Source organism: Pseudanabaena cinerea FACHB-1277 (genome assembly GCF_014696345.1).
GTDB lineage: Bacteria > Cyanobacteriota > Cyanobacteriia > Pseudanabaenales > Pseudanabaenaceae > Pseudanabaena > Pseudanabaena cinerea.
Genome location: NZ_JACJPY010000076.1, coordinates 1 through 22,448, shown reverse-complemented (window position 1 = coordinate 22,448; position 22,448 = coordinate 1). Strand labels below are relative to the sequence as shown.

At 45.9% G+C, this 22,448-nt stretch carries 23 protein-coding genes, 1 tRNA gene and 2 pseudogenes; 12 read left to right on the top strand and 14 right to left on the bottom strand.

Annotation, left to right across the window (positions count from 1 at the left end; all coding sequences use genetic code 11):
* Positions 1 to 102: 102 nt before the first annotated feature.
* A pseudogene (locus H6F44_RS18155) lies at positions 103 to 1,377 on the top strand (ABC transporter ATP-binding protein); the annotation flags it as partial.
* A 54-nt stretch (positions 1,378 to 1,431) separates the two neighbouring features.
* Positions 1,432 to 1,632 (top strand): Uma2 family endonuclease, encoded by a 201-nt coding sequence (locus H6F44_RS18150; RefSeq protein WP_190352442.1) that lies wholly within the window; start codon positions 1,432 to 1,434, stop codon positions 1,630 to 1,632.
* 140 nt (positions 1,633 to 1,772) lie between these two features.
* Here H6F44_RS18150 and H6F44_RS18145 read toward each other — a convergent pair whose 3' ends face one another.
* From H6F44_RS18145 to H6F44_RS18135, 3 genes are all read right to left on the bottom strand, one after another.
* Entirely contained in the window at positions 1,773 to 2,057 is a 285-nt protein-coding gene (locus H6F44_RS18145) for a YggT family protein (RefSeq protein WP_190352441.1), read from the bottom strand.
* A 61-nt stretch (positions 2,058 to 2,118) separates the two neighbouring features.
* The gene (locus H6F44_RS18140; protein ID WP_190352440.1) at positions 2,119 to 2,541 is read right to left on the bottom strand and encodes a response regulator; all 423 of its coding nucleotides are present in this window, start codon (positions 2,539 to 2,541) and stop codon (positions 2,119 to 2,121) included.
* On the bottom strand, positions 2,528 to 3,493 hold the full coding sequence (locus tag H6F44_RS18135) for a DUF362 domain-containing protein (protein WP_190352439.1): 966 nt from the start codon (positions 3,491 to 3,493) through the stop codon (positions 2,528 to 2,530). The genes H6F44_RS18140 and H6F44_RS18135 overlap by 14 nt, the downstream gene beginning before the upstream one ends.
* Positions 3,494 to 3,606: 113 nt before the next feature.
* Between H6F44_RS18135 and H6F44_RS18130 the strand changes: the two genes are divergently transcribed.
* Together H6F44_RS18130 and H6F44_RS23820 are read left to right on the top strand one after the other, a co-directional pair.
* Positions 3,607 to 4,377 carry an RNA methyltransferase gene (locus H6F44_RS18130; RefSeq protein WP_190352438.1) on the top strand — a complete coding sequence of 257 codons (771 nt, stop codon included), beginning with the start codon at positions 3,607 to 3,609 and terminating at the stop codon, positions 4,375 to 4,377.
* 35 nt (positions 4,378 to 4,412) lie between these two features.
* Positions 4,413 to 5,801 (top strand): serine hydrolase, encoded by a 1,389-nt coding sequence (locus H6F44_RS23820; protein ID WP_190352437.1) that lies wholly within the window; start codon positions 4,413 to 4,415, stop codon positions 5,799 to 5,801.
* A gap of 80 nt (positions 5,802 to 5,881) precedes the next feature.
* Here H6F44_RS23820 and H6F44_RS18120 read toward each other — a convergent pair whose 3' ends face one another.
* Positions 5,882 to 7,273: a cobyrinate a,c-diamide synthase gene (locus tag H6F44_RS18120; RefSeq protein WP_190352436.1), complete on the bottom strand. Its 1,392-nt coding sequence runs from the start codon at positions 7,271 to 7,273 to the stop codon at positions 5,882 to 5,884.
* Between the two features lie 120 nt (positions 7,274 to 7,393).
* Positions 7,394 to 7,467: transfer RNA gene (locus H6F44_RS18115), tRNA-Arg, on the bottom strand.
* Positions 7,468 to 7,550: 83 nt separating this feature from the next.
* On the opposite strand from H6F44_RS18115, the gene H6F44_RS18110 reads away from it, so the two are divergent.
* Together H6F44_RS18110 and recF are read left to right on the top strand one after the other, a co-directional pair.
* The gene (locus H6F44_RS18110) at positions 7,551 to 8,834 is read left to right on the top strand and encodes a hybrid sensor histidine kinase/response regulator (protein ID WP_190352435.1); all 1,284 of its coding nucleotides are present in this window, start codon (positions 7,551 to 7,553) and stop codon (positions 8,832 to 8,834) included.
* 108 nt (positions 8,835 to 8,942) lie between these two features.
* On the top strand, positions 8,943 to 10,070 hold the full coding sequence (gene recF, locus H6F44_RS18105) for a DNA replication/repair protein RecF (RefSeq protein WP_190352434.1): 1,128 nt from the start codon (positions 8,943 to 8,945) through the stop codon (positions 10,068 to 10,070).
* Between the two features lie 43 nt (positions 10,071 to 10,113).
* Here recF and H6F44_RS18100 read toward each other — a convergent pair whose 3' ends face one another.
* The 3 genes from H6F44_RS18100 to H6F44_RS18090 form a co-directional block, all read right to left on the bottom strand.
* A complete protein-coding gene (locus H6F44_RS18100) occupies positions 10,114 to 10,494 on the bottom strand; it encodes an AbrB family transcriptional regulator (protein WP_190352433.1) in 381 nt (126 codons plus the stop codon).
* Positions 10,495 to 10,855: 361 nt separating this feature from the next.
* Entirely contained in the window at positions 10,856 to 11,635 is a 780-nt protein-coding gene (locus tag H6F44_RS18095) for a hypothetical protein (protein ID WP_190352432.1), read from the bottom strand.
* Between the two features lie 72 nt (positions 11,636 to 11,707).
* Positions 11,708 to 12,124 (bottom strand): hypothetical protein, encoded by a 417-nt coding sequence (locus H6F44_RS18090; RefSeq protein WP_190352431.1) that lies wholly within the window; start codon positions 12,122 to 12,124, stop codon positions 11,708 to 11,710.
* Between the two features lie 61 nt (positions 12,125 to 12,185).
* Here H6F44_RS18090 and xseA point away from each other — a divergent pair, with 61 nt between their 5' ends.
* Together xseA and xseB are read left to right on the top strand one after the other, a co-directional pair.
* Complete coding sequence (gene xseA / locus H6F44_RS18085) at positions 12,186 to 13,382, top strand: exodeoxyribonuclease VII large subunit (protein WP_190352430.1); 1,197 nt, start codon at positions 12,186 to 12,188, stop codon at positions 13,380 to 13,382.
* Between the two features lie 58 nt (positions 13,383 to 13,440).
* Positions 13,441 to 13,659, top strand: a complete 219-nt coding sequence (xseB, locus tag H6F44_RS18080; RefSeq protein ID WP_190352429.1) for an exodeoxyribonuclease VII small subunit — start codon at positions 13,441 to 13,443, stop codon at positions 13,657 to 13,659.
* Between the two features lie 169 nt (positions 13,660 to 13,828).
* On the opposite strand, the gene grxD is transcribed toward xseB, so the two are convergent.
* From grxD to H6F44_RS18065, 3 genes are all read right to left on the bottom strand, one after another.
* The gene (grxD, locus tag H6F44_RS18075; RefSeq protein WP_190352428.1) at positions 13,829 to 14,140 is read right to left on the bottom strand and encodes a Grx4 family monothiol glutaredoxin; all 312 of its coding nucleotides are present in this window, start codon (positions 14,138 to 14,140) and stop codon (positions 13,829 to 13,831) included.
* An 82-nt stretch (positions 14,141 to 14,222) separates the two neighbouring features.
* The gene (locus tag H6F44_RS18070; protein WP_190352427.1) at positions 14,223 to 15,218 is read right to left on the bottom strand and encodes a late competence development ComFB family protein; all 996 of its coding nucleotides are present in this window, start codon (positions 15,216 to 15,218) and stop codon (positions 14,223 to 14,225) included.
* Between the two features lie 76 nt (positions 15,219 to 15,294).
* Positions 15,295 to 15,906 carry a DUF3318 domain-containing protein gene (locus tag H6F44_RS18065; protein WP_190352426.1) on the bottom strand — a complete coding sequence of 204 codons (612 nt, stop codon included), beginning with the start codon at positions 15,904 to 15,906 and terminating at the stop codon, positions 15,295 to 15,297.
* A 239-nt stretch (positions 15,907 to 16,145) separates the two neighbouring features.
* Here H6F44_RS18065 and H6F44_RS18060 point away from each other — a divergent pair, with 239 nt between their 5' ends.
* Positions 16,146 to 16,556, top strand: coding sequence for a DUF1824 family protein (locus H6F44_RS18060; protein ID WP_190352425.1), 411 nt, complete (start codon positions 16,146 to 16,148; stop codon positions 16,554 to 16,556).
* A gap of 42 nt (positions 16,557 to 16,598) precedes the next feature.
* Here the strand turns inward: H6F44_RS18060 and H6F44_RS23815 are convergent, their stop codons facing one another.
* Positions 16,599 to 17,156, bottom strand: a complete 558-nt coding sequence (locus H6F44_RS23815; protein WP_190352424.1) for a pentapeptide repeat-containing protein — start codon at positions 17,154 to 17,156, stop codon at positions 16,599 to 16,601.
* 12 nt (positions 17,157 to 17,168) lie between these two features.
* On the opposite strand from H6F44_RS23815, the pseudogene H6F44_RS24115 reads away from it, so the two are divergent.
* From H6F44_RS24115 to H6F44_RS18045, 3 genes and pseudogenes are all read left to right on the top strand, one after another.
* Positions 17,169 to 17,249 (top strand): annotated as a pseudogene (locus H6F44_RS24115) (DUF4114 domain-containing protein); the annotation flags it as partial.
* Complete coding sequence (locus tag H6F44_RS18050) at positions 17,241 to 19,085, top strand: DUF4114 domain-containing protein (protein WP_407681877.1); 1,845 nt, start codon at positions 17,241 to 17,243, stop codon at positions 19,083 to 19,085. The pseudogene H6F44_RS24115 and the gene H6F44_RS18050, both read left to right, overlap by 9 nt.
* Positions 19,086 to 19,114: 29 nt before the next feature.
* A complete protein-coding gene (locus H6F44_RS18045) occupies positions 19,115 to 21,865 on the top strand; it encodes a chloride channel protein (RefSeq protein ID WP_242016635.1) in 2,751 nt (916 codons plus the stop codon).
* Here the strand turns inward: H6F44_RS18045 and H6F44_RS18040 are convergent.
* Both H6F44_RS18040 and H6F44_RS23615 read right to left on the bottom strand, forming a co-directional pair.
* Positions 21,852 to 22,019, bottom strand: coding sequence for a PIN domain-containing protein (locus H6F44_RS18040; RefSeq protein ID WP_190352422.1), 168 nt, complete (start codon positions 22,017 to 22,019; stop codon positions 21,852 to 21,854). The genes H6F44_RS18045 and H6F44_RS18040 overlap by 14 nt on opposite strands.
* A 109-nt stretch (positions 22,020 to 22,128) precedes the next feature.
* Positions 22,129 to 22,257 (bottom strand): hypothetical protein, encoded by a 129-nt coding sequence (locus H6F44_RS23615; RefSeq protein WP_277874135.1) that lies wholly within the window; start codon positions 22,255 to 22,257, stop codon positions 22,129 to 22,131.
* Positions 22,258 to 22,448 lie beyond the last annotated feature (191 nt).

Here is a 22,448-nt window from a genome sequence, read left to right as displayed (position 1 = left end):
CTAGATAGGTCATACTTACTATGACTTGACCTATCTTTTTTATCTTAAATCCTCAAATCCCCATCTACTCATACTTCCCATATCTTTTGTCGCCCCGTCAGCTTGGTGGTGATTGTGGCGGCGATTCCTGCATTTATTGCGGAAACCCGTTTTTCTGAGCATACCTTCCGTCTATTTCGTTGGCGATCGCCTGAAACCCGTGAACAGCATTATCTAGAAACACTTCTAGCTAGGGAAGATTATGCTAAAGAAGTGAAGTTGTATCAATTGGGAGCGCGTTTTTTGCAGCGTTATCGGGATACTTTTGAGCGGCTCTATGCCGAAGATCGCCGTCTGACGATCCAAAAGGGTTGGTGGGGTTATGGGCTAGGTTTATTGAGTACAGGGGCATTTTATGGGGCTTATGGCTGGATGGTGCTAGAGGCGATCGCGGGCAAAATTAGCCTTGGCGAAATGACTATGTATCTGGTCGTCTTCCGTCAAAGCCAAGCCACCTTTGCCAACGCCCTTACTTCCATTGGCGGGATGTACGAAGACAACCTCTATTTAGAAAACCTTTACGAATTTCTCGATCTAGATATAAACACGCCTCAAGGCAGCGTTATTCAGGGCATTAATCAGGAAGGATTGCAATTTGAGAATGTGGACTTTTGCTATCCCGATAGTACCGTACCAGTGCTGCAAAATATATCGTTCCATTTGCAACATGGTGAAAAGTTGGCGATCGTGGGGAAGAATGGCTCTGGTAAAACCACTTTGATTAAGCTCTTAACGCGGCTATATCAACCCACTGGCGGCAATATCTTCTTAGATGGCATCAATCTCAATGATTGGGATACGGATATTTTGCGGCAGCGTCTTGGGGTTATTTTTCAGAACTTTGTGCAGTATCAATTTACGGTGGGCGAGAATATTGGGGTGGGTGATATCGAGTATGTGGAAGACGCTCAACAACTGGCGATCGCTGCTGAGAAAGGCATGGCACAGCCCTTCATCACCAAAATGTCCCAAGGTTTTCAAACCCGCCTTGGTAAATGGTTTCGCGGTGGTCAAGAGCTATCGGGTGGTCAATGGCAAAAAATCGCTCTCTCCCGTGCTTTCATGCGATCACAAGCGGATATTCTCGTTCTCGATGAACCAACTGCCGCGATGGATGCAGAAGCGGAAATGCAAATCTTCAATCATTTCCGATCGCTCACCCAAGAAAAGATGGTAATTTTAATTTCCCATCGCTTTTCCACGGTGCGAATGGCAGACAAAATCATGGTGATCGCCGATGGCAAAATTAGCGAACAGGGCAGCCACGAAGAGTTAATGGCACTCAAGGGGCGCTATGCCCATCTCTTTAACCTCCAAGCCGCAGGCTATGGCTTTTGATTTTCATAAAATTCACGTTAAAATAGCTCAAAGTTGCTTTGTGGAGTGAAACCAATGACCACTTATACAATCAATCTCGATCCGATTGTGAAACTTACTAGAGAAAAGTTTTACGAACTATGCGCGGCAAATCCCGAACTTAAATTAGAACGCAATGCAAATGGAGAACTCGTAATTATGTCCCCCATTGGCGGCGAAACTAGCGCTTGGAATTCTGACCTGAATACTGATTTAAATATATTTTTAACTAAATGAAGACGCTCATGGAGGAAATTGGGTGAACCGCAGTTTCACAAAGAAATTGCTTACCAAACACAAGGATTGCAGATGTTCCTTTTGGCTAATTCACCTACCTGCCTGTATGAGCGAAAACCTTTGGTATTTTAGCTTTGCTTTTATTGCATCATCGTTAAAATGCCCTGTTGACCTAGCAACATCTCTCGCAGAAGGCTAAAAATGCCGACACCAATCACAGGAGAAATATCGATGCCGCCGATGGGAGGGATCAACTTCCTGAGAACAAATAGCAATGGCTCGGTGGGAAAGGTGATTAGGCTGTAGGGAAATTGCTTGAGGGGGAGCTGTGGATACCATGTCATGACGATACGGAAGATATACAGCAAAATTAGTAAACCCAAGACAATATTTAAAATCAAAGAGCTAGTGGCGATCGCGTCCATATTACTTCCATACGACTAATTTTAGTTGCGGTGGCTTAGATTATAGCTAATGGCAAGTCAATCACCCAAGGGATAAAGACTTTGGTTTATTTAGCCATTGTGTAACCACAGATTCTAAGAGGTCAATATCAATGGGCTTGGTGAGGTAATCATCACAGCCAGAGGCGATCGCTGCCTCCCGATCACCTTTCATCGCATGGGCGGTCAGCGCGATGATCGGGATGGCAAAGGTGCGATCGCTTGCCTTGAGTTGTCTGGCAATTTCCCAACCATCCACCTCTGGCAGTGACAGATCCAACAAAATCAAGTCTGGATGGTTGACCTCTAGCCAATCTAGTGCCGCCTGACCATCTTGGATACAGGTGACAAGATAGCCCGAATCTTGAAAAACCTGCTCCACCAATACTTGATTGTCGGGAGCATCTTCGACCACTAAAATCAGTGGTGGTGCAGGCTGGGAGGGCAGGTCATTAGATGCGGGCATAGATACTAAGCGGTTCTTTGATGAACTTAATATAAAGATGTTTGAAGGTGGAACGGATCACCCTAGGCATTCCAAAGTCGATCGCCATCATGGTCTCAGGTAACTTCCAATCTGGACATTGTAACCGAGCGACAGGATCACCGATGATTTCGATCTCCTCAAGGTCACTGCACAGTCCTGAGCGGATGGCGGCGGCAACGGTCGGCACATCCTGCGCCCGCACACCTAAGACTTCCACCATAACCCGATCGAGGGCAAATACATCCCGCGAAGCTGCCAAAACACCTAGATCCCTAGGCTCGCCTGTGCTAGGACCATTGCCTTCATGCCCCACAATGCCATCCAAAATCGTTAGCTCTGGATTAATTGCCCTAGCAGTTTCAATCAGCATCTGGGCAAAGCGATCAACATCCTTGCCTGCCTCCATATGCCACCAAGCTTTCATTTTGCCAGGGACGCAGCCAAATAGGTTTTTTACGCCAAGGGTGAGGGTCAATTGCATATGGGATTTGACCTTGGGCAGGTTGATCACCACATCCGCATCCATCGCCTCTTTGCTAAGGCGCAGATGTTGCAGTTCGCCTTCGCCCTCGGTGGCATAGCGCTTGCCATGAAATTCAATAATTGGTAAACCTAGTTCTTCGGCAAGGGGCAGCAAGCCATTTGCCTTAGCAATGCCCTTGACACTGCCAAAGGCGGGGCTGTCACCTAAAAATGGTTTGCCGCCCGCATCCTTTACCAGCTTTGCCACGCAATAGACCAGTTCGGGGCGAGTAGTGCATTCTTTGGTGGGACGACTGCCTGTGAGCAGGTTGGGTTTGAGGAGGACGCGATCGCCAGCCTTGACAATACTAGCCATACCGCCGAGAGGCGCAAGGACAGCTTCTAAAGATCCCATTAAGGATGAGATCTCGTAGCTAGAGGTTTTCAGGAGACTAACAACGGGTTTCATAGGGTTGATGGGATAATAAGTACTTAGACGATGTATGTTTGCAGTTCCAAAAACTCTAGATGAGATTTGTTCTATTCTATAGCCATGCTTTTGAAAACCCAAATCATGAAAATATGCCAAATCTAAGGGTAGTGTTAGTGGAAACTGCGGGGACGCGGAATCTGGGATCGGTGGCAAGGGTGATGAAAAACTTTGGCTTGCAGGATCTTTGGTTGGTAAATCCTCTGTGCGATCGCCATAGTGATGAGGCGAAGCATATGGCAGTCCATGCCCCAGAGGTTTTGACCAATGCCAAAGTAGTCGAAAGTCTGCCCTTAGCGATCGCTGACTGCCAAAGGGCGATCGCCACCGTTGGACGCATTGATCAAGGAGAAATGCCAGTAATTGACACTAGGACGGCGATCGCTTGGCTATCCCAGATGCAGGACACAGCAGAGGTGGCGCTCGTATTTGGTGCAGAAGATCGGGGCTTGAGCAACCTCGAAATTCAACATTGTCAGCAGGTGATGCGAATCCCTGTAAACCCTGAATATCCCTCTTTAAATTTGGCGCAGGCGGTGGGAATCTGCTGCTATGAGTGGCAATTACAAACTAATGTCCCTAGATCCTCAAAATTATCTCGGCAACTAGCTAGCCAAATTGACCAAGATTTGCTAGAGTCCAAACCCATAGACCTTGCAACCCGTACAGAGTTAGAGGCTTACTATCAGCAACTGGAAACAGTCTTGCTCAAAATCGGCTACCTCTACCCCCACACCGCCTTCCATCGCTTGCAAAAGTTTCGGCAAATCAGCGATCGAGCAAACCTGACCTCAGCCGAGGTGAGGATGTTGCGAGGGGTAATGCGCCAAGTAGATTGGGCGGTAGCGTCATCGGACAAATAACAGGAACATTTTTGAGATCGGAGTTATACATAGTCGTGGAACCAAGAAACTTTTCATCGCCTAATGTTGCTGAAAAAACCACTGATAAATTTACTGATAAATTTACTGAAAGAATCCCTGAGAAAAAAAGAGAAGAGCGTTTGCATAAGTTGCGAGAGCGCCGTGGTCGAACTTTGAATAGTAATGGCGAAATAGGAGCGCGTGAATTGGAGCAGGCGCGTGAATCTGATAAGGTGCGACCATTTCCCAATCGTCAGACACGCGGCGAATCGCGTCCAGAATCGCGTCCAGAACTCAAAACGGGCAGAACTGAGCTAAGACCAAAGCGTAAAGTGCCACGCCCCACTGCCCCAAAATCGCCCCTTAAGTTCTTCGGTTGGCAGTTATTGCGTCTGGCGATCGCTGGCGTGGGTTTAAGCGTAATTGCTGGTACGGCAATCTCCTTTTGGCAAAATCAACAGTCGATCGCCGCAAAAAATGACTCGCAAAATCAAAATCAGGCGATCGTCAAGGAAGAACCCAGCAAAAACACCCAAGAGGTTGTCCCCCTCGCCCTCAAAACTGAGGTGACACCCCTGCTTACCAAAATCAAGGATCTCGCTGCCAAGGAGAAGGATCTAGCGATGCAAATGATGGTGCTGGAATTAGATTCTGGAGCCTATGCACAGGTTAGTGCCAATCAGTCAATACCCGCAGCCAGTACCATCAAAACCCCTCTCTTAGTTGCTTTTTTACAAGATGTTGATGCTGGCAAAATTAAGCTAGACGAGCAACTAGAAATCAGTGCGGATGTGAAAGTCGGCGAAGCGGGTGATTTTCAATTTTTGCCAACAGGAACGAAGATATCCGCGTTGGAAACAGCCACCCAGATGATCGTGATTAGCGACAATACGGCGACTAATATGATTATCAAGCGACTAGGGGGAATTGTGGCGGTAAATCAGCGCTTTAAGTCATGGGGCTTAACAGCAACAGTGATCAATAACCAGTTGCCTGACCTAGAAGGGACGAATACAATTAGTAGTCAGGATTTGGTCACACTTTTGGCAATGATCGATCAGGGTAAATTAGTGGAACCACGCAGCCGCGATCGCTTTATGGACATCATGCGCCGCCCCATCACGAATACATTATTACCCAAAGGTATCGGTGAGGAAGCGCGGATTATTCATAAAACGGGAGACATTGGTATCGCTGTGGGCGATGCGGGGATTGTCGATATGCCCAATGGCAAGCGCTATGCGATCGCGGTCATGGTCAAGCGTCCAGACAACGATCAACGCGCCAACGAGTTAATTCGTCAGATTTCGCGGGCAACCTATGATCAATTCCGCGCTGGCGGCAAATTGCCAGACAACACCCCCAACTCCGCCACCACCGATGATCTCAACTCCACAAATCCCGTTGCTCTGCCTCGTCCTTAGACGGCCATCAGCACTTTGCACCTAAGCCCAAACCCAGAAACACTTTAAGAACAAGGCTTTCAAAGTGTTTTCTGTACTAGCTAAAGCTTCAATAGGCTGTAATTGCTGGCGGCTGTGGCAATAAAGCGCTCTAAAAGATGCAACTGTGCGCCGAAATGTACATGGACATAGGAAGCATGAACTTGATGTTTTTGCCAGCCTTCGGCAGGATAGGACAAATGGGAATCGTAGCCCTGTAAAGCGTATAGGGGGCGATCGCTAGTTTCGGTGAGGGCAGAGCGATGGAACTCATGTCCCCAAATGCGATCGCCAATTTTGACAAGGGGGCTATCTTGCAGCGCGATCGCTTGACGATAGCCAAGGGTCAAGCGCTTACCCATTTTGGCAACCGTTGGCAAAATATTCACCATCGGAAAAGTTGCATCCTCAAAATTGGTGATGCGATCGCAGAGATACATCAATCCGCCACATTCGGCATAGGTGGGCATTCCTGCGGCAATTGCCCTCTGTACGGAATTCCTCGCCTGCTCATTCGCCGCTAATTCTGCCGCAAATACTTCTGGGAATCCACCACCAAAATATAGCCCCTGCACATGATCAGGCAGCGCTACATCAGAGATCGGACTCCAAGGAATCAATTCTGCGCCCATTTCTGCAAATAGATCGAGATTGTCGGCATAGTAAAAACTAAAGGCTTGATCTTGGGCGATCGCGATTTTAATTTGGGGTTTAATTGTGGGTTTGGTGATAAATTTATCGTTTTTGGGGGAAGAAATTACTGAAGCAGGATTTGAGCTTTTGAGTAAGGGTAATAATTTATCCCAATCAAAACAAGTCTCACCCAAATGCGCTAACCGTTCAATAATGCTAGGGAGACTCGCCATCTCGGCAGTGGGAATTAATCCTAAATGGCGATCGGGAATCGTAATCTCGGACTGGCGGCGCAATACGCCCAAAATCGGCAAATTTAAGCCCTCAAGGGCTTGAGTCAATAGTTCTAAATGGCGATCACTGCCCACCCGATTTAGTACCACCCCTGCAATCTCAATGCGTGGATCAAAGGTGCGATAGCCATGGGCGATCGCCGCAATTGATCGCGAAGTACTAGCACAGTTCAAAATCAAGACCACAGGCACATTTAGCAATCTGGCAATGTGAGCAGTACTAGCAGTATCATCTCGCCCTGTCGCACCATCAAACAGCCCCATCACCCCCTCAGCGATCGCATAGGCGGCATTGCTACTATGCTTTGTAAAGCAAGACTGCACATAGTTCTCAGAGGTCAGCACAGGATCGAGATTACGGCAAGGCAACCCCGTAATATAACTATGAAACATCGGATCGATGTAGTCGGGACCCACCTTAAAGGATTGGATGCGGTGAGGCGATCGGGCTTTGAGAGCGGCTAACAGCGCCAAAGTCACTGTGGTTTTGCCAACGCCGCTTCTTTCACCTGCAATGATAATAGACACAGTAACAACCTTGCAATTTATGGAAAGTGATGCTTTGCAGCACTCTTGGTAAATTTCTAGAGTAAATTTCTAGAGTAAATTTCTAGATTTAAGTGCAAAATTTAAGTGCAAAGTGCTAGACGGGGCTGATCGGGATCGAACCGATGACCTAGCGCTTAGGAGGCGCTCGCTCTATCCAACTGAGCTACAGTCCCATAGATGATGGTGCTAGGGTTTACCGCAATAGTATTTGAATTTATTATAACATTCTCATACTATCAATAATATACAACAGCCCATGGAAACAAACAATCTCGAAGCTGAGGACACCGCTAATCTGTGCCATAGCATTGAGGGATGCGTCTTGGTTGTGGATGATAATCCGACCAACCTAAGTGTGCTGGTGAATATATTACGGGATGTGGGTTTGCGCGTGCTAGTGGCGACAGATGGCGAAAGTGCGCTAGAACAGGTCGCCTATAACAAGCCAGACTTGATTTTATTAGATGTAATGATGCCAGGAATTGACGGCTTTGAAACTTGTCAAAGACTCAAAGCCAATCCAGACACTGCAAATATTCCTGTGATTTTTATGACGGCTTTATCGGAAACGGTGGATAAGGTTAGGGGGCTATCGATGGGGGCTGTGGACTATGTAACCAAGCCCTTTGAGCATGAAGAAGTCTTAGTGAGAATCCGTACCCATATCACGCTCGCCAAGCAAAGAAAGATTATTGAAGAACAGAATATTGCTTTACAAATAGAAATTAGCGATCGCAAGCTTGCCGAAAAAGCACTGACCGTATTTCTCCATGCGGTTTCCCATGACCTGCGTAATCCAGTGATGGGGCTGTTAATGGTGCTAGATAATTTAGAAAAACAATCCCCAGATCATGATGTGATCATGCCACGCAAAACCCTCACACGCATTCGTGAGAGCAGCGATCGCCAATTAGCATTGATTAATTCTTTATTAGAATCCCATGTCAATGATGTATATGGCATGGAAGTGCAGCCGCAACCCGTAGATATTTATCCCATCATTCAATCGGCGATCAATGATTTACAAGGTTTATTAGAATATGAGAATACGGAAGTAAATATCAAAATATTACCAGATTTACCTCTAGGGCTAGTTGATCCAATCCAGATTCATCGCGTGTTTCAAAATCTGATCGCCAATGCTGTTAAGCATAATCCACCGAATCTCAGTTTAACCATTTCTATCAGTTTGCAATCTGTAAATTTGCAATCTGTAAATTTGCAATCTGTAAATTTGCAATCTGTAAATTTGCAAGGGGAAAGGAACAACGATTTGCATCATTCTTCGCCGCTAATTTATTGTGAAGTTATCGATGATGGCGTGGGCATGACCGCAGAACAAAGTGCATCTCTATTTGAACTATATGCTCAAGGGAAGAAAGAACATAATCTCAATCGGCGATCGCTAAGTTTAGGGTTAGGGCTATATATCTGCCGTCAAATTGTTAAGGCTAATGGTGGTGAGATTGGCGTGGAGAGCGAGGTGGGCGTGGGTTCGCGCTTTTGGTTTACTTTGCCATCTATAGCAAAAGTTCCCTAGTAGAAGCGCCATAACAAATGAAAACTGTAATAATACTGAGAGCAACCATACTTTGTGTCAATGTACTTGTATCAATGTATCAGTCTATTCTCGAATCAATTTGAATGAATGTATCTTAGCTCGCTTCATATTCAACAATTTCGTAATTACATCGATCAAGCAGTTACCTTTAACACACCGAAGACGGTGATTGTTGGCAACAATGCCCAAGGCAAATCGAATCTTCTAGAGGCAGTTTTGCTATTAGCCACCCTCCGATCGCACCGTGTTAGCAAAGATCGTGACCTCGTAAGAAATGGCGAAGCAATCGCTGAAATCAAGGCAACTTGCCAGCGAACTCATGTGGGCGGCTATCCTATAGATCTGATGATACGAATGCGCTCTAGTGGTAAACGCAGCTTGCAAGTTAATGGGGTGAATCAAGCTAAGAATTTAGATTTTCTAGGTAATATCAATGCTGTCATGTTTTCCAGTTTAGATTTAGACCTAGTGCGTGGTAGTCCTGAGAGCCGCCGCAATTGGTTAGATACGGTCTTAATCCAGCTTGAGCCAATTTATATCAATCTCTTACAGCAATACAATCAAGTTCTTCGCCAAAGAAATGCCCTGCTCAAGTCTATCAAGCAGGGGCAAGTTGTCTATGATGTTCAGCAAATGGCGCTTTGGGATGCTCAGCTTGTCACCACAGGCACAAGGCTGATGCGGCGACGATCGCGACTGCTAGACCGTTTAACGCCAATGGCAAGGCATTGGCATCAGGCAATTAGTGGTGGCAATGAATATCTAGAGATTACCTATCTACCCAAGTTTGCTTTTGCGCCTAAGGATACTGTTGAAAAAATCCATCAAGACTTTTTTGCGGCAATTTTACAAAAGAATGCGATCGAGCAGTATCAGGGGACAAGTCTGGTGGGACCACACCGCGATGAAGTATTACTAACCATCAATCAAACCCCAGCCCGTGAATATGGCTCACAGGGGCAGCAGCGTACCCTAGTTCTTGCCTTGAAATTAGCAGAACTAGAGCTGTTAGAAACCGTAATTGGAGAGCCGCCATTACTGTTACTAGATGATGTCCTAGCTGAATTAGATCTCCAACGTCAAGATCACTTACTAAATGCTATTGGCGATCGCATTCAAACTGTGATTACTACAACTCATTTAGGCTCATTTGATGCACAATGGCTAAATTCTGCCAGAATTTTTCAAGTGGAAAAGGGCAGGATTTCAGGTTAAAGAGACAAAGATGAAGTCAGTTCAAAAATATAGAGAGAAAAGCTTACTCTTCATCTTCAGCGTCAACCTGACGCAGATGAATATGTTTTCGTCCCAACCTAATTTCTAACTCATCACCAGCCTTTAGTCCCATGATTTGAGTATAGGCTGAGCCAATTAATAAGTTGCCATTCTTTTGAACACTCACCCTATAACTAGCACTGCGTCCACCTTTGCCACTACCCTTAGCCTCAAGAATACCGCCATCGGCTTCCATCAAGGCATTGTAAAATTTCATCAGGTTGACGCGGGCTTGATTGTTTTTTGTAACAGTTGCGTAACCACAAGCCTTTGCCTTCTCTTCCTTAGAAAGATGCTCCAATTCTTTAACTTTTAGGAGCAACGCTTCACCAGTGAGAGGGGTTACTTGCTTTGGTTTTGCCATTTGTTTTGCCATTTGTGGTTAGGTGATTTATATTAACTAATTTTGCTTTAACGTTAGCGATTATTATACTATAGCTGTTGCTAAACTCCCAGTCATAAAATCGAGAATACAAACTAGATTGCCTCAACTTAGAGCATTCAATCAAGGCAAGGGACTGAGCTTTTTTTTTCACTTGACGGAAGGGCGATCGCTTCAATAGGTTGATTTAGTTAAGACAATTGGCTCCAAGGGATTGTGTCAGAATGCTTTCGTGAATTTGTGTGATCACAAAATAAATCCCCAAAATATAAAATCCCCAAAATATAGCTTTGCCACACTTTGAGGATTTGTTTTGAGTTTAAGTTTTAGCGCTGAGCGCTGGTTAATAATCATCACGGACGGCAAAGGTGATTGGCTGCCTCGTGACCACATTAATCACTGTATTTGGCTCAATGACCGTGACCTGTGGTGCAGTCACATTACCCACGATCACCGAAGCGGCTGCACCTCCAAGAATGTCAATAATCTGTACATTGCCACGCAGCACTCCCCCTAGTACAGCACCTGCGGCTCCACCAATACCAGCGTCGGTCAAGATCGCACCTGCATTAGTTTCACGAGGATCTTTGACATCATTGATCAATGCCGACTCTGCCTGTAAGCCCACAGTTGCACCACGACTAGTAAATCTTTGGGCAACAAACTTGGAGCCGCCTTCAACGGGTACAAACTGACCTGCAATCACTGCCCCCGCAGGGATTAAAACTGTGCCATTGGTGGTAGCAATGTCTTGAGCTACCAATAAACTAGCGTTGACTGTCTCGCCTTTATTGATATATAGGGTATCTTGTCGATCAATTTTGGCGGCGATCGGTTGACCGACAGGCAAGCTGAGGGTCGAGCGAAAGACCTGAGCAACTTGATTGTTAGGGCGATTATTAGAGTTTGATACAGGTGGGGTATAAACCTGAGTTTTAGGTGGCTTGTTAAATTGTTGACGCGATCGCGAGATCGGTGCGTTGCGATTAGTGTTTGAGCGATCGCGCGGATAGGCAAAGCTAGGACTAGCGGCGATCGCGGTCAAGGCGATACTGACTGCCACAGTAATTGATGAGGCGATTGGCGAGGCGATCGCCGATTTTGGTAAATGTTGAATGCTCATGGGAGTTACCAACTATGGGGAAAGTTATACATACTTATGACTCGCAAATAGCAATTTTGTTGCGTTTTGGTATCAGGGGGTCACAGGGGCAATAAAACGACTATTTGCCCTGACAAAGCAACGGTCTTTATAGCTATTGCCCCGCACAGGCATCCAAGGTCGATTCTTAGCATCGATCGCATTGATAAGTACTTCATCGGAGCCTCCGCGATAGACCTCTACTTCCAAAATTTCGCCATAGTCATAGACCCTGACAACGGGGCTGCTAAGATTAGCCTCACGCCGACAGTTAAGGGCATTTACTGTGACGCGCCACAGCGAGCCCGCCGTCGGTCTGCCAGATCCTTGAACTGGTGATTCATTGCGATAGTAATTTCCGTTTTGATCTTGGGCTAGACTTGGTGCTGGCAGAAGCAATAGAGGGAAGATGAGCGCTTGCAGAGCTATTTGGAAAACAAGAGAGATATTATTCACAGGATTATTGATCATGATGTGCGGATCGCCTTGCGAGTTATTGCTTTATCTTGGGTCTTAGTACAATTAAAAATCTATGGGCAGAACTAAAAGTGCGCTATCGGTAGCTGATTTGACGCAGGCGATTTCGCTTTTGTTGCGTGAAGAAATTGGCTCAGTGCGGGTCACGGGCGAAATATCTGGCTTGACGATCGCCGCATCGGGACATCGCTATTTTACCCTCAAGGACGCATCGGCACAGATTGGTTGTGTGATGTGGGCAAGCCGCCCTGCAACCTTGCGACTGCGTTCGGGAATGCAGGTAATTGTGCAGGGCAAAATCGCGGTCTATGCACCTCAAGGCAAATATCAAATCGACTGCGATCGCATTACTGCCGCAGGAGAAGGCGATCTCTACCTTGCCTTTGCCGCACTCAAAGAAGAATTAGCCGCTAAGGGCTATTTTGACGAAGCACGTAAACGGGCTATTCCTGCGCTCCCCCTCAAGATTGGCGTAGTCACTTCACGCACGGGGGCAGTAATTCAAGACATCATCAGCACCCTAGAGAGGCGATCGCCCCACTGCCAAATTTATCTATGTCCTGCCACTGTCCAAGGTGAGGCTGCCCCCGAAGCGATTGCTAGCGCGATCGCCACTTTACAAAATACCGATGCCGATGTGCTGATTGTGGGGCGCGGTGGTGGCTCCATTGAGGATCTCTGGGCTTTTAATAGTCCATTGGTTGCCGATGCCATTTACCGATCGCAAATTCCCATTATTTCGGCGGTAGGACATGAGACTGATTTTACGATCGCCGACTTTGTGGCGGACTTGCGGGCAGCCACACCAACCGCCGCCGCCGAGATTGTTTCCCGTTATGAGCGCGAAACCCTGCTGCACCAAGTTAATGTTTGGGAAAGTCAACTTACAAAAGCAGTCCAGGCTAATATTCTGGCTTATCACCAACGCATTAACGCGCTAATCCGCAGCTCTACATTCCAAAATCTAAGCGATCGCCTCCGTAGCTATGCACAGCAAATCGATAATTGCGAAAGCCAAATGCACAAATCACTGTTACGACACTTGCGCCGAGCCAATGCCAAACTAGACAGCACCAATGCTCACCTGCGATCGCTGCATCCCCTGTCCCCATTACAGCGCGGCTTTGCCTTACTCAAATCTGGCGATCGGATTTTATCAGCCGATGAATCCTTAACTAATTTCAGTCAAATAAATATCATCAGAAAATCAGAGATAGCCACCGCCACAATTGATCATGTGACCCCAAATTAAAAGCTCCAAATTAAAAGCTAAAATGGCTCAGCCATTTTAGCCCTTAACGTTAATCTCTATGGATAATAAAAGCAATAAACCAACCTCAGAGAGTTTATCCTTTGAGCAGCAAATGCAACGCCTTGAGGAGATTGTGGAAATCCTTGATGATGGTGAGGTTGCCCTTGAGCAAATGCTGGCACTTTACGAAGAAGGGATACAGCGATCGCAATATTGTCGTGAATATTTAGAGAAAGCCGAACAAAAAATAACAATCATTCAAGGCGATGACTTTTGACAACTTCCATTTTTACATCGCCTTGAGCGCTAACCCAAACTCAGAGAAATCTTAAAAAAAATGCAAAACAAGGCTTTTAAGATTTCTCTAATGATTCATGGGATCGGTAATTGCTGTAAATGAAGGGATGGCTTTACCATTACTGCATTTGGTATTACTGCATTTGGTATTACTGCACCATTGGCGCAAGTTCACCGCGATTATTGAGTTCCTTCACAATGTCACAACCACCGACAAATTCGCCGTCAATATAAATTTGAGGGAAGGTGGGCCAACTAGAATATTCCTTCATGCCTTGGCGCAATTCTTGATCCTCAAGAATATTGACCGACTCGTAGGGCTGCCCCAAAGAATCAAAGATTTGGACAACAGCAGCAGAAAAACCACATTGGGGCTGCTGAGGAGTGCCTTTAATGTAAAGCATGATCTTGTTGCTTTTGATTTGGCTCTCAATCTTGGTTTGCAAAATCGGACTAAGCATATTAAATAAATTACCCTAACTCTAATTTAACTATTCTCAACATACCGCGCTTTGTCTTGCCTGAAAAGCATTTCTAAACTAGCTAAGCATTATTGGGTAATCTTAATGACTCTTCGACAATTTCAGCAACATTACGCCAAGTAATATCTTCTCGCCCTAGCATCTCCCTGAGCAGTACGAGGGTTTCTTCTAGCTCCAAGTTAAATTTTTCAAATGGTAATGGGGGCAATGTTCTTTCGGGAGTATGCATCACTTTCCCCAAAGCTTCCTTGACAATCTCGATAATTTGGTTTGTCATTTCTGACTTAATGCGTTGGCGCAAATTCTGTAGACCACGCTTTGTGGTGGCATACATCGGCGGCAAACGGTTCAACACATAGGCGGCGACATCATCAATGCTGACTTTTTGCTGAAGGGTAGCATCCAGTCTTTGAATGCGGCGATCGATGATAGCAGAGACAAGGCTTTCGAGAATATTGCTGTAACGGTAGGTTGTTCCTGACATATAGGATTCAAAGTCTTTAATGTCCGCAGAAATATCTTTATCGCTTTTGGAGTCGCTTTTGGAAGGTTGATTTGTGAGAATAGTGGTGGTGCGGCGGCGCAGGGCATAGCTACGGGCAAGTAAGGAGTTGCGGCGATCAATGCTTATGTAAGTGCCACTAGAGAGACTTTGATAGTAGCCAGAATCAAGGGCCGTCCGCACTACTTCGGGAACATCTTTCCATTTTAGGTACTCTTTGTTGAAGATTTTGCGTAATTTCGCCAACGATCGCGCTTGGCTGATCAGTTCGTGAGCAGGGATGGGATCATTTTGGCGCAGATTGTCGCTTTGGGTACTAAGAAAGCCATTACGCACAGACTTTGCAATTGCTTGTCCTAGCTCCTGCTCTGCTCTTTTGCGTTGCTGTGTCCAACCGCGCTGAGTGGTGGCATACATGGGTGGCAGCCGATTTAGGGCATAGGCAATTACCTCGCTGAGGTCAACCCGCTTTTTGATGTCAGCACCTAGTCTTTTGTACTGAGCCTCTGCTTCTTCGATGACTAATTCTTCTAGCGCATTTCTACAACTGCTCATAACAAGATCCTTTGTTTTCGACTATTGGTTAACCCTGTATTTTTAAAAGATTAACAGTAATTATTATCATTTACGATCAAATATCGTTGACACTACCTTCTGGCACTTTGGTTTTTGATAGACCAGCGATCGCCTTAAGATTTTGACAACGAATCAATTCGGTAAATTCGGGGGCGCTGCGTCCTGAAAGCCTAGCCGCAGAAGGGATTGCTTCTAGCAAAGCCCTAGCAGCTTCTACTTCAGTATAGCCCCGTTTTTGGGCAATGGCGATCGCCTCATTATCAGACTGCACTTTGCGCTGTGAGCTTTGATTACCGCGCAAAACTTGATTAACGCCAATTGTGCCTAAAAGAATAGCGATCGCTATACCTGTGACATCGCCTTGGGTCGTTTCTACAATGCCACCCAGCAAGGATATAGCAGCTACGCCTTGATAAACTCCTGCTTGCAGCCATTTAGTTTGCTCGCGCCAACTCACCTCACAGAGTAGTAACAGGTCACGCTCTGCTTCGGGTATTTGTCGCCACAGCCTGAAGTTAATATTAACCTGTGTCCCTTTTTGCCAAGGCAAAATTGGTAAACTGGTAATTAGCTCAATTTGTTCTGGCTTAGACTTGATCGAGGTGTGCATTCGCCAAGTCGCAGTCAGTAAATCGCGTAAACGGGCAATTTCTTCGTTAATATTCATGATCCTTCAAAATTAATATTGCCACTTTAATCGCCATCTTAATCGCCATCTTAATCGCTATTTTACATTCTGTTGCTATTTTGAGTGGTATGGCAAGACTTTTGAAAACGGCACTTTGCAATGCTTTCAAAAATCTTACTGATTTAAGGAGATAGGCGTTGTAAAGTTAATATCTAGCGGGATATGACCATGCCGCGTACCGCTAGTTATTGACTGGGAAGATATTATTAGCAACAATCATGACCAACCATCTAACCATTGCCGATGCTGAACGCATTTTATGGGAGCTAAGTGATCTAGATTCTGACAGCATTGATTTAGAACAGCGCCATCAAATTTGTGCAGCTCTGGATTATTTGACTAGACAGGCTGACTATCACATTTTTGGGATCTGTGCCGATCGCACTGAGACGGCTGTAAAGTCTCTGCGCGAATATGCGAACCACTTTCAATACGAGTTACCCGATACCCCATTGCCAAACATAGATAATGGCATTTATCTAAAATACAATCCCCGTAGCCGCCGCTACCATACCGACAGTTATCAAGGTCAGTATCGAGGTGTACTAATTTCTTTCCATACTGATTTCACCGATGGCTATAGCGGTACGCACGGGCATTTTCCCCTTGATTTATATTGCCAAAAATAATGCCAAAAATGATGCTAATGAAATAGCTATGATTTTTGTGGATTATTTTAAAGTCTCCAGATTGGTATTCGTAAAATCGGCATCTGCTAACACCGCCTCACTAAAATTAGCACCCTGCAAATTTGCCCCCGTAAAATTCCCACCCGCTAAATTGGCGGCGGTGAAATTAGCGCCTTCTAGATCCGCTCCACTCAGATCTGCGCCCAGCAACAACGCATCCGTAAAATTTGCCCTTTGCAAACAAGCTTCACTAATAATTGCTCCAGCTAAATTTGCGCCGACAAACTTTGTCTTGATCGCCGATAATTCACATAGATCCGCCAGCATAAATTTGGCATTGGTAAAGTCTGCCCCACTCAAATTTGCGCCACTGAGTTTAGCGCCCACCAAGTTCATTAACCTAAAATTGCGTTTACCCACTGAGTATAGATATAAAACTTCTTGACTGCGATTACTAAAGAGATTACCAAGGTTGGGGCGATCGCTGTGAGTGGCTGATTCTTCGAGAGCCATCGCATCGGTTGCTTCACTGAGTAGGTTGAGCAGAGGATTTTGGGTTAGCTCCGCACTGCTAAAGTCGCGATCGGGAAGTGACTCCACGATGTCACAGGTCGAGGCGATACCTTTGGCATGGAAGATGTGCGGACTGACTGGGGAACAACCTCCGATCGCGACTATAACGATATGGTATTTCGCTTCACAGGGGCGACAGGCATTGCCCCTCTGATGGATGCTAATGTGAACCGTGATCGCGATTGGCGTAATTCTTCTGTCGGTCAAGAGCTAGTGCAGTATGCCACCCGTCCCGACTATAGCGGCGGCATTTTTGACACAGGAGAATCGGGCATGGTTCGCATTGACTTTCTCCATGATGGCGGTTGGTATCAGGGGGAATTAGCCATTTTTAGTCTGGCAGGTATGGAAAACTTTCAGGCTGGCTCAACGGAATTCATTCAAGAAGCGTCTCGCCGCGCTCTCACTGATTCCCATCTTGGCTACGTTGTCACCAAAGATCGCACCGATGCAGCAAAGTTCTCGGACAAGGTGGCATGGGAAGCGGACTTTAATGCTGGTACATACAAAGGCGCTCAAACCTTCAACATGGCTTCACGCGGACATTTCGCCTTCATGCTGGTACAGAATAATACTGTTGCAGCGATCGCCAAGGATATTAGCATCATTAAGCAAACTGGCAACCTGCCCATCTTCTCAATTCCTGAAGCGAATCCCTTCGGCTCGGCGATCGGGCAAATGGTAAATGTCGATGGCAAAAACACCTATGCCTTTGAAGATAATCGATTGAACTTGCCCAATCTTTCCGATCGCGACTATAACGACATCGTGATTCAAGTCAAGGGCGCAACTAGTGATGTGCCTTTGATGAATGGTTTGGTCAATCCTGAACGCGACTGGCGCAGCTCCATTGAGGGGCAGAAATTGCTCAACTATGCCAATCGTTCTGAATATGACAAAGGTGTAATCTCCTCTGGTCAATCTGGTATGCTCGAAGTGGAATTCCTTTACGATGGGGGGGCGTATAGAGGCGATGTTGGTATTTTTAGTCTCGATGGCATGGAAAACTATGCGGCGGGATCGACAGCCTTTATTGCGGAGGCTGCTCGCCGTGCCGCTAGTAACTCGACTCAAGGCTATGTATTACTCAGTGATACTACCGATGCTGCTAAGTTTACCAGTGGTTTAGATTGGGAAGCGAACTTCAATGCAGGAACATTCAAAGGTACAAGAAGCCTCAACCTCAATCCTAATAGTGCCTATGGCGTTATCCAAGTTCCCAATGGTCGCATTAGCGAAGTGGTTGCCAATCCTGCGATCGATGGTACTAAGCGTCCTCTATTTTCTATGCTCGACAACAATCCTAGCCGCAGTTTCCAAATGGGGCGCATTGACGTGGGTAATGGCTCCTATGTCATCGCCCTTGAAGATCAACGCCTTGATGGAGCCAGCGATCGCGACTACAACGATATTATCTTTCGTGTTAAGGGTGATATTTCCATCAGTGCCGATACCTTAGATCGGGTAATGGCTGCGAGTAAAGATTGGCGATCGACCGACATGGGTAAAGCTCTCATCGACTATGCCAGCAATCCCACTGCCGCCACCACCACCCAATCAATTTTTGGGTTTAGCTGGAGCGATACATTGAATGGAACTAATGCGAATGAATTTATTTCTGGTGGCGCGGGTAATGATATTCTGATTGGCGGCAATGGCAATGATATTCTGGTTGGTGGAGCAGGTAAGGATACTTTCCAGTTCAATCATATCAATGATGCTGGGGACACAATTCTTGACTTTGGTACTGGTGACATGATCAACCTGAGAGGTGTATTTAGCTCAATTAATTACACAGGCACAAATGCGATCGCCGATGGCATTCTCCAATTTCAACAACTCGGAGCCAATACTGTGGTGCAAGTATCAGCCAATGCCTTGGGCAATAATTTGATCAATTTAGTAACTGTTAATAATACTGGTATAACTGCTGTTAACAACAGTTTCATTTTCTAATACCAAATAAAAAACGCCCTAATCTCACAATGAGTCTCAAAAGAACAGAAAAGCTCCAAAATATTCTATTCGCAAGGATTGCCTTGATGGGTGGTGAGTCTCAAAAAGCACCTACTGAATTTAAAATAAAATACAATTGGCTGAAACCTAAGCGTATTGCTATTTTTGAAGCTTGTTTAATTGGTTGGTTGGCAGGTATCGCCGCAGTTTTACTTAAATATGGTATCGGTTGGATTGGTGGTTGGCGGGTTCAGATTGCCAACGACCTGCCAGCATGGTTTGCTTTACCAATAATTGGCTTAACAGGTGGTTTTTTATCGGGTTTTCTAATTGAAAAATTTGCATCGGAGGCTTCAGGCAGTGGTATTCCTCAAGTCAAGGCTGCCTTGGGTTATGTGCCGATCGCTTTGAATTTGCGGGTGGCGATCGTCAAAATCATGAGTACAATTTTAGCGCTAGGTTCGGGGCTTGCCCTTGGGCGACAAGGACCAACAGTGCAGATTGGGGCAGCGATCGCAGGACAGGTGAGCCAATGGATACCCACATCTCCCGAATATCAGCGCCAATTGATTGCCGCAGGAGCCGCCGCAGGGCTAGCAGCAGGTTTTAACGCACCGATTGCGGGGGTGCTATTTGTAATCGAAGAACTGCTCCATGATGTATCGAGTTTTACCCTAGGTACTGCCATATTAGCTTCCTTTATTGGTGGTGTGGTTTCCATTCTCTTGGGGGGGCAAGGACTGAGTTCCAATCTGCCGCAAATTCAATTTTCTATTACCGAAATTCCCGCCTTCTTGATTTTAGGATTGTTGGTGGGTTTTTTTGCCGCTTTGTTTAACCATAGTGTGCTGCTATTTACCAAATGGAACCGTCGTATTTTGCAAGTTGGCATCGCTTGGCGCATCGCGATCGCTGGTTGCCTCTCAGGACTGGCGATCGCGCTGTTACCCAGTGAATTTCGTGATAGCTCTGGACTGCAATTATTTTTGGCAATGGGACAACCTGACTGGCAGAATGTCGCCTCTACCTTTGCGATCCGTTTTGCCCTCACCTTAGTCGCCTGTAGTGCCGAGACTTCTGGCGGTCTATTCATTCCCAGTCTGATTTTAGGAGCCGCACTAGGCTCATTAGTGGGAATTGCCCAGCTTTCTCTTTTTGGTCTTGGCACATTATCCACCTATGCCCTTTCGGGTATGGGAGCATTCTTTGGGGCAGTGGCAAAGGTTCCGATTACTGCCTTCGTAATTGTATTTGAAATTACCAAGGACTTTAATATTATTCTGCCCCTAATGATTACTAGTGTGGTTGCCTATCTTTGTACTGAAAAATATGCCCCTGGCTCCCTCTATACAAATCTCCTAGCCCTTAAGGGTATCCATCTTCAGCCAGAGGTTGCCACAGAAGATATTTGGGCTGGGCTAAGGGCAGCCGATGTAATGCAGTCTCAGGTCGAGACCTTAGACGGACAAACCTCACTCCATGAAGCGATTCAGTTTTTTGCGCGATCGCGTCATCGTGGGTTTCCCATTGTCGAGAACGATCAACTAGTGGGAATTGTTACGCAAATGGACTTGGTAAAGGCACAGGAGCGTAATGCGACAGCGATCGCCATCTCGCAAATTATGACCAAAAACCCCATCACTGTTAGTCCCCAAGAGAGCCTCACTCAAGTTCTGTATTTACTTTCCTATTACAAACTATCACGATTGCCTGTCATTGATCACCGTAAATTAGTGGGCATCATCACCCGTAGCGATGTCCTTCGCGCTCAGGCAAATCGTTTGCTCGGCGCAAAAAGTACTAAAACCGCTAGTTCCTATTTGGTATATCAACGCCGCAGCCCTGCGACGGGCAAGGGACGCTTGTTATTGCCACTCAGTAACCCCCAAACCGCTATTTATCTAATTGAAATTGCCTTGGCGATCGCCGCCCAACAAAATTATGAATTGGAATGTTTGCATATTATCCCCATCGCTAATCACCTTACACCATCAGAAACAGAGGTGGATCTAGAGCCAAGTTTCAAGCTGTTTCAACAGGTGGAGAATGTAGTGCAGTCAAAGGCAAAGCCCCAACCATCAAAGATTCAGGCAAAGATATTGGCTTCCCATCAGCCCAAGCCGATCTCAATTCACAAACAAATTAGAGTCGCCCATGATGTCGGTCAGACCATTTTAGAAGTAATCGGCGATCGCCAAATCGATCTGTTATTAATCGGTTGGCATGGCAGCCCCATTACCACCGATCGCCTGTTTGAAGATACGGTGGATACAGTGATCAAACAAGCTACCTGTGATGTAATGCTGATCAAATTTAGCGATCGCTTACAAAAGTCGAATCCCTTCATTCAAGAATTTAGAGCGCCCCGCATCGCTTTCAATCGATGGCTGATTCCTGTGGCGGGGGGCGCAAATACTGCCAAGGCACTGTTACTATTACCTGCGCTGATTACCCTTGCTGCCTATCCAGAAATCTGTCTCTGCCAAGTTTCTTATCCTTCCCAGACCAAGCCCGAAGTGAATTATTTAGAACAGTATGCGGCGATGCTCTACAAGTCCTTGCATTATTCCGTTGGCACAATTAGCCTCTGTTCCAAATCTATTGCCGATGCGATCATCGATCTTGCAGAACAGGAACGTAGTGATGTGATCATTCTCGGTGCAACCCGTGAAGGCATTTTGCAACAAATTGTCCATGGCAATATCCCTGAAGCGATCGCCCGCCACAGCGATCGGACAATCATTATCTTTCAGTCTTCGACAATATCTACCAAGTCTTAAAACAAACCTTACAAGCATCACCACGTAAATCCGATATTTCATAATGCTGAAGCGCTCCAACTTCCTTACCAATAATCGTTTTTGCTGGTTGACTCAATTTGTTGTCGCCAGCAAAAAAACAGAGCAGTGCGTGAGTATCAAGCAAAACTCGCATATTTTAATATTCCTCAAACTCTGGCAAGAATGCCTCAAAGTCATCGGACATAAATATTTTACCTTTGTCGCTGCCAAATAACGATCGCTTGGGGGCAATGGATACTAGTCTAGCTACGGGCTGATCGCCTTGGGTAATAACTATTTCGGGTAGCAGCGATCGCTAAGTCGAGTAAGTGAAGTAGTTGAATTTGGGTTTCGGAAATGTCGTTTTTTAAGGAGAGTTCGGCGGCTAACATAACTTTGTGAGTTAACAGCTAGGATTTAGGATAGCATTATTATTTCGCTCATGTGGGTAAATAGGTGAAAGGAGGGACAAGAAGACGGCGGAGGAAGTCAAAATCAATCCAACGTAAATTGTAAGCCCACTCAAACATGGCTACATAGAGATACAGATACTTTTTATGGATACCGCGAAATGGACGAACAA

Bases quoted from the DNA above. Each gene is read 5' to 3' on its own strand.
- H6F44_RS18150 (WP_190352442.1), top strand. From the start codon at position 1,432: ATGACCACTTATACAATCAATCTCGATCCGATTGTGAAACTTACTAGA.
- H6F44_RS18145 (WP_190352441.1), bottom strand. From the start codon at position 2,057: ATGGACGCGATCGCCACTAGCTCTTTGATTTTAAATATTGTCTTGGGT.
- H6F44_RS18140 (WP_190352440.1), bottom strand. From the start codon at position 2,541: ATGCCCGCATCTAATGACCTGCCCTCCCAGCCTGCACCACCACTGATT.
- H6F44_RS18135 (WP_190352439.1), bottom strand. From the start codon at position 3,493: ATGAAACCCGTTGTTAGTCTCCTGAAAACCTCTAGCTACGAGATCTCA.
- H6F44_RS18130 (WP_190352438.1), top strand. From the start codon at position 3,607: ATGCCAAATCTAAGGGTAGTGTTAGTGGAAACTGCGGGGACGCGGAAT.
- H6F44_RS18110 (WP_190352435.1), top strand. From the start codon at position 7,551: ATGGAAACAAACAATCTCGAAGCTGAGGACACCGCTAATCTGTGCCAT.
- recF (WP_190352434.1), top strand. From the start codon at position 8,943: ATGTATCTTAGCTCGCTTCATATTCAACAATTTCGTAATTACATCGAT.
- H6F44_RS18100 (WP_190352433.1), bottom strand. From the start codon at position 10,494: ATGGCAAAACCAAAGCAAGTAACCCCTCTCACTGGTGAAGCGTTGCTC.
- H6F44_RS18095 (WP_190352432.1), bottom strand. From the start codon at position 11,635: ATGAGCATTCAACATTTACCAAAATCGGCGATCGCCTCGCCAATCGCC.
- H6F44_RS18090 (WP_190352431.1), bottom strand. From the start codon at position 12,124: ATGATCAATAATCCTGTGAATAATATCTCTCTTGTTTTCCAAATAGCT.
- xseA (WP_190352430.1), top strand. From the start codon at position 12,186: ATGGGCAGAACTAAAAGTGCGCTATCGGTAGCTGATTTGACGCAGGCG.
- xseB (WP_190352429.1), top strand. From the start codon at position 13,441: ATGGATAATAAAAGCAATAAACCAACCTCAGAGAGTTTATCCTTTGAG.
- grxD (WP_190352428.1), bottom strand. From the start codon at position 14,140: ATGCTTAGTCCGATTTTGCAAACCAAGATTGAGAGCCAAATCAAAAGC.
- H6F44_RS18070 (WP_190352427.1), bottom strand. From the start codon at position 15,218: ATGAGCAGTTGTAGAAATGCGCTAGAAGAATTAGTCATCGAAGAAGCA.
- H6F44_RS18065 (WP_190352426.1), bottom strand. From the start codon at position 15,906: ATGAATATTAACGAAGAAATTGCCCGTTTACGCGATTTACTGACTGCG.
- H6F44_RS18060 (WP_190352425.1), top strand. From the start codon at position 16,146: ATGACCAACCATCTAACCATTGCCGATGCTGAACGCATTTTATGGGAG.
- H6F44_RS18050 (WP_407681877.1), top strand. From the start codon at position 17,241: ATGGTATTTCGCTTCACAGGGGCGACAGGCATTGCCCCTCTGATGGAT.
- H6F44_RS18045 (WP_242016635.1), top strand. From the start codon at position 19,115: ATGAGTCTCAAAAGAACAGAAAAGCTCCAAAATATTCTATTCGCAAGG.
- H6F44_RS18040 (WP_190352422.1), bottom strand. From the start codon at position 22,019: ATGCGAGTTTTGCTTGATACTCACGCACTGCTCTGTTTTTTTGCTGGC.
- H6F44_RS23615 (WP_277874135.1), bottom strand. From the start codon at position 22,257: ATGTTAGCCGCCGAACTCTCCTTAAAAAACGACATTTCCGAAACCCAA.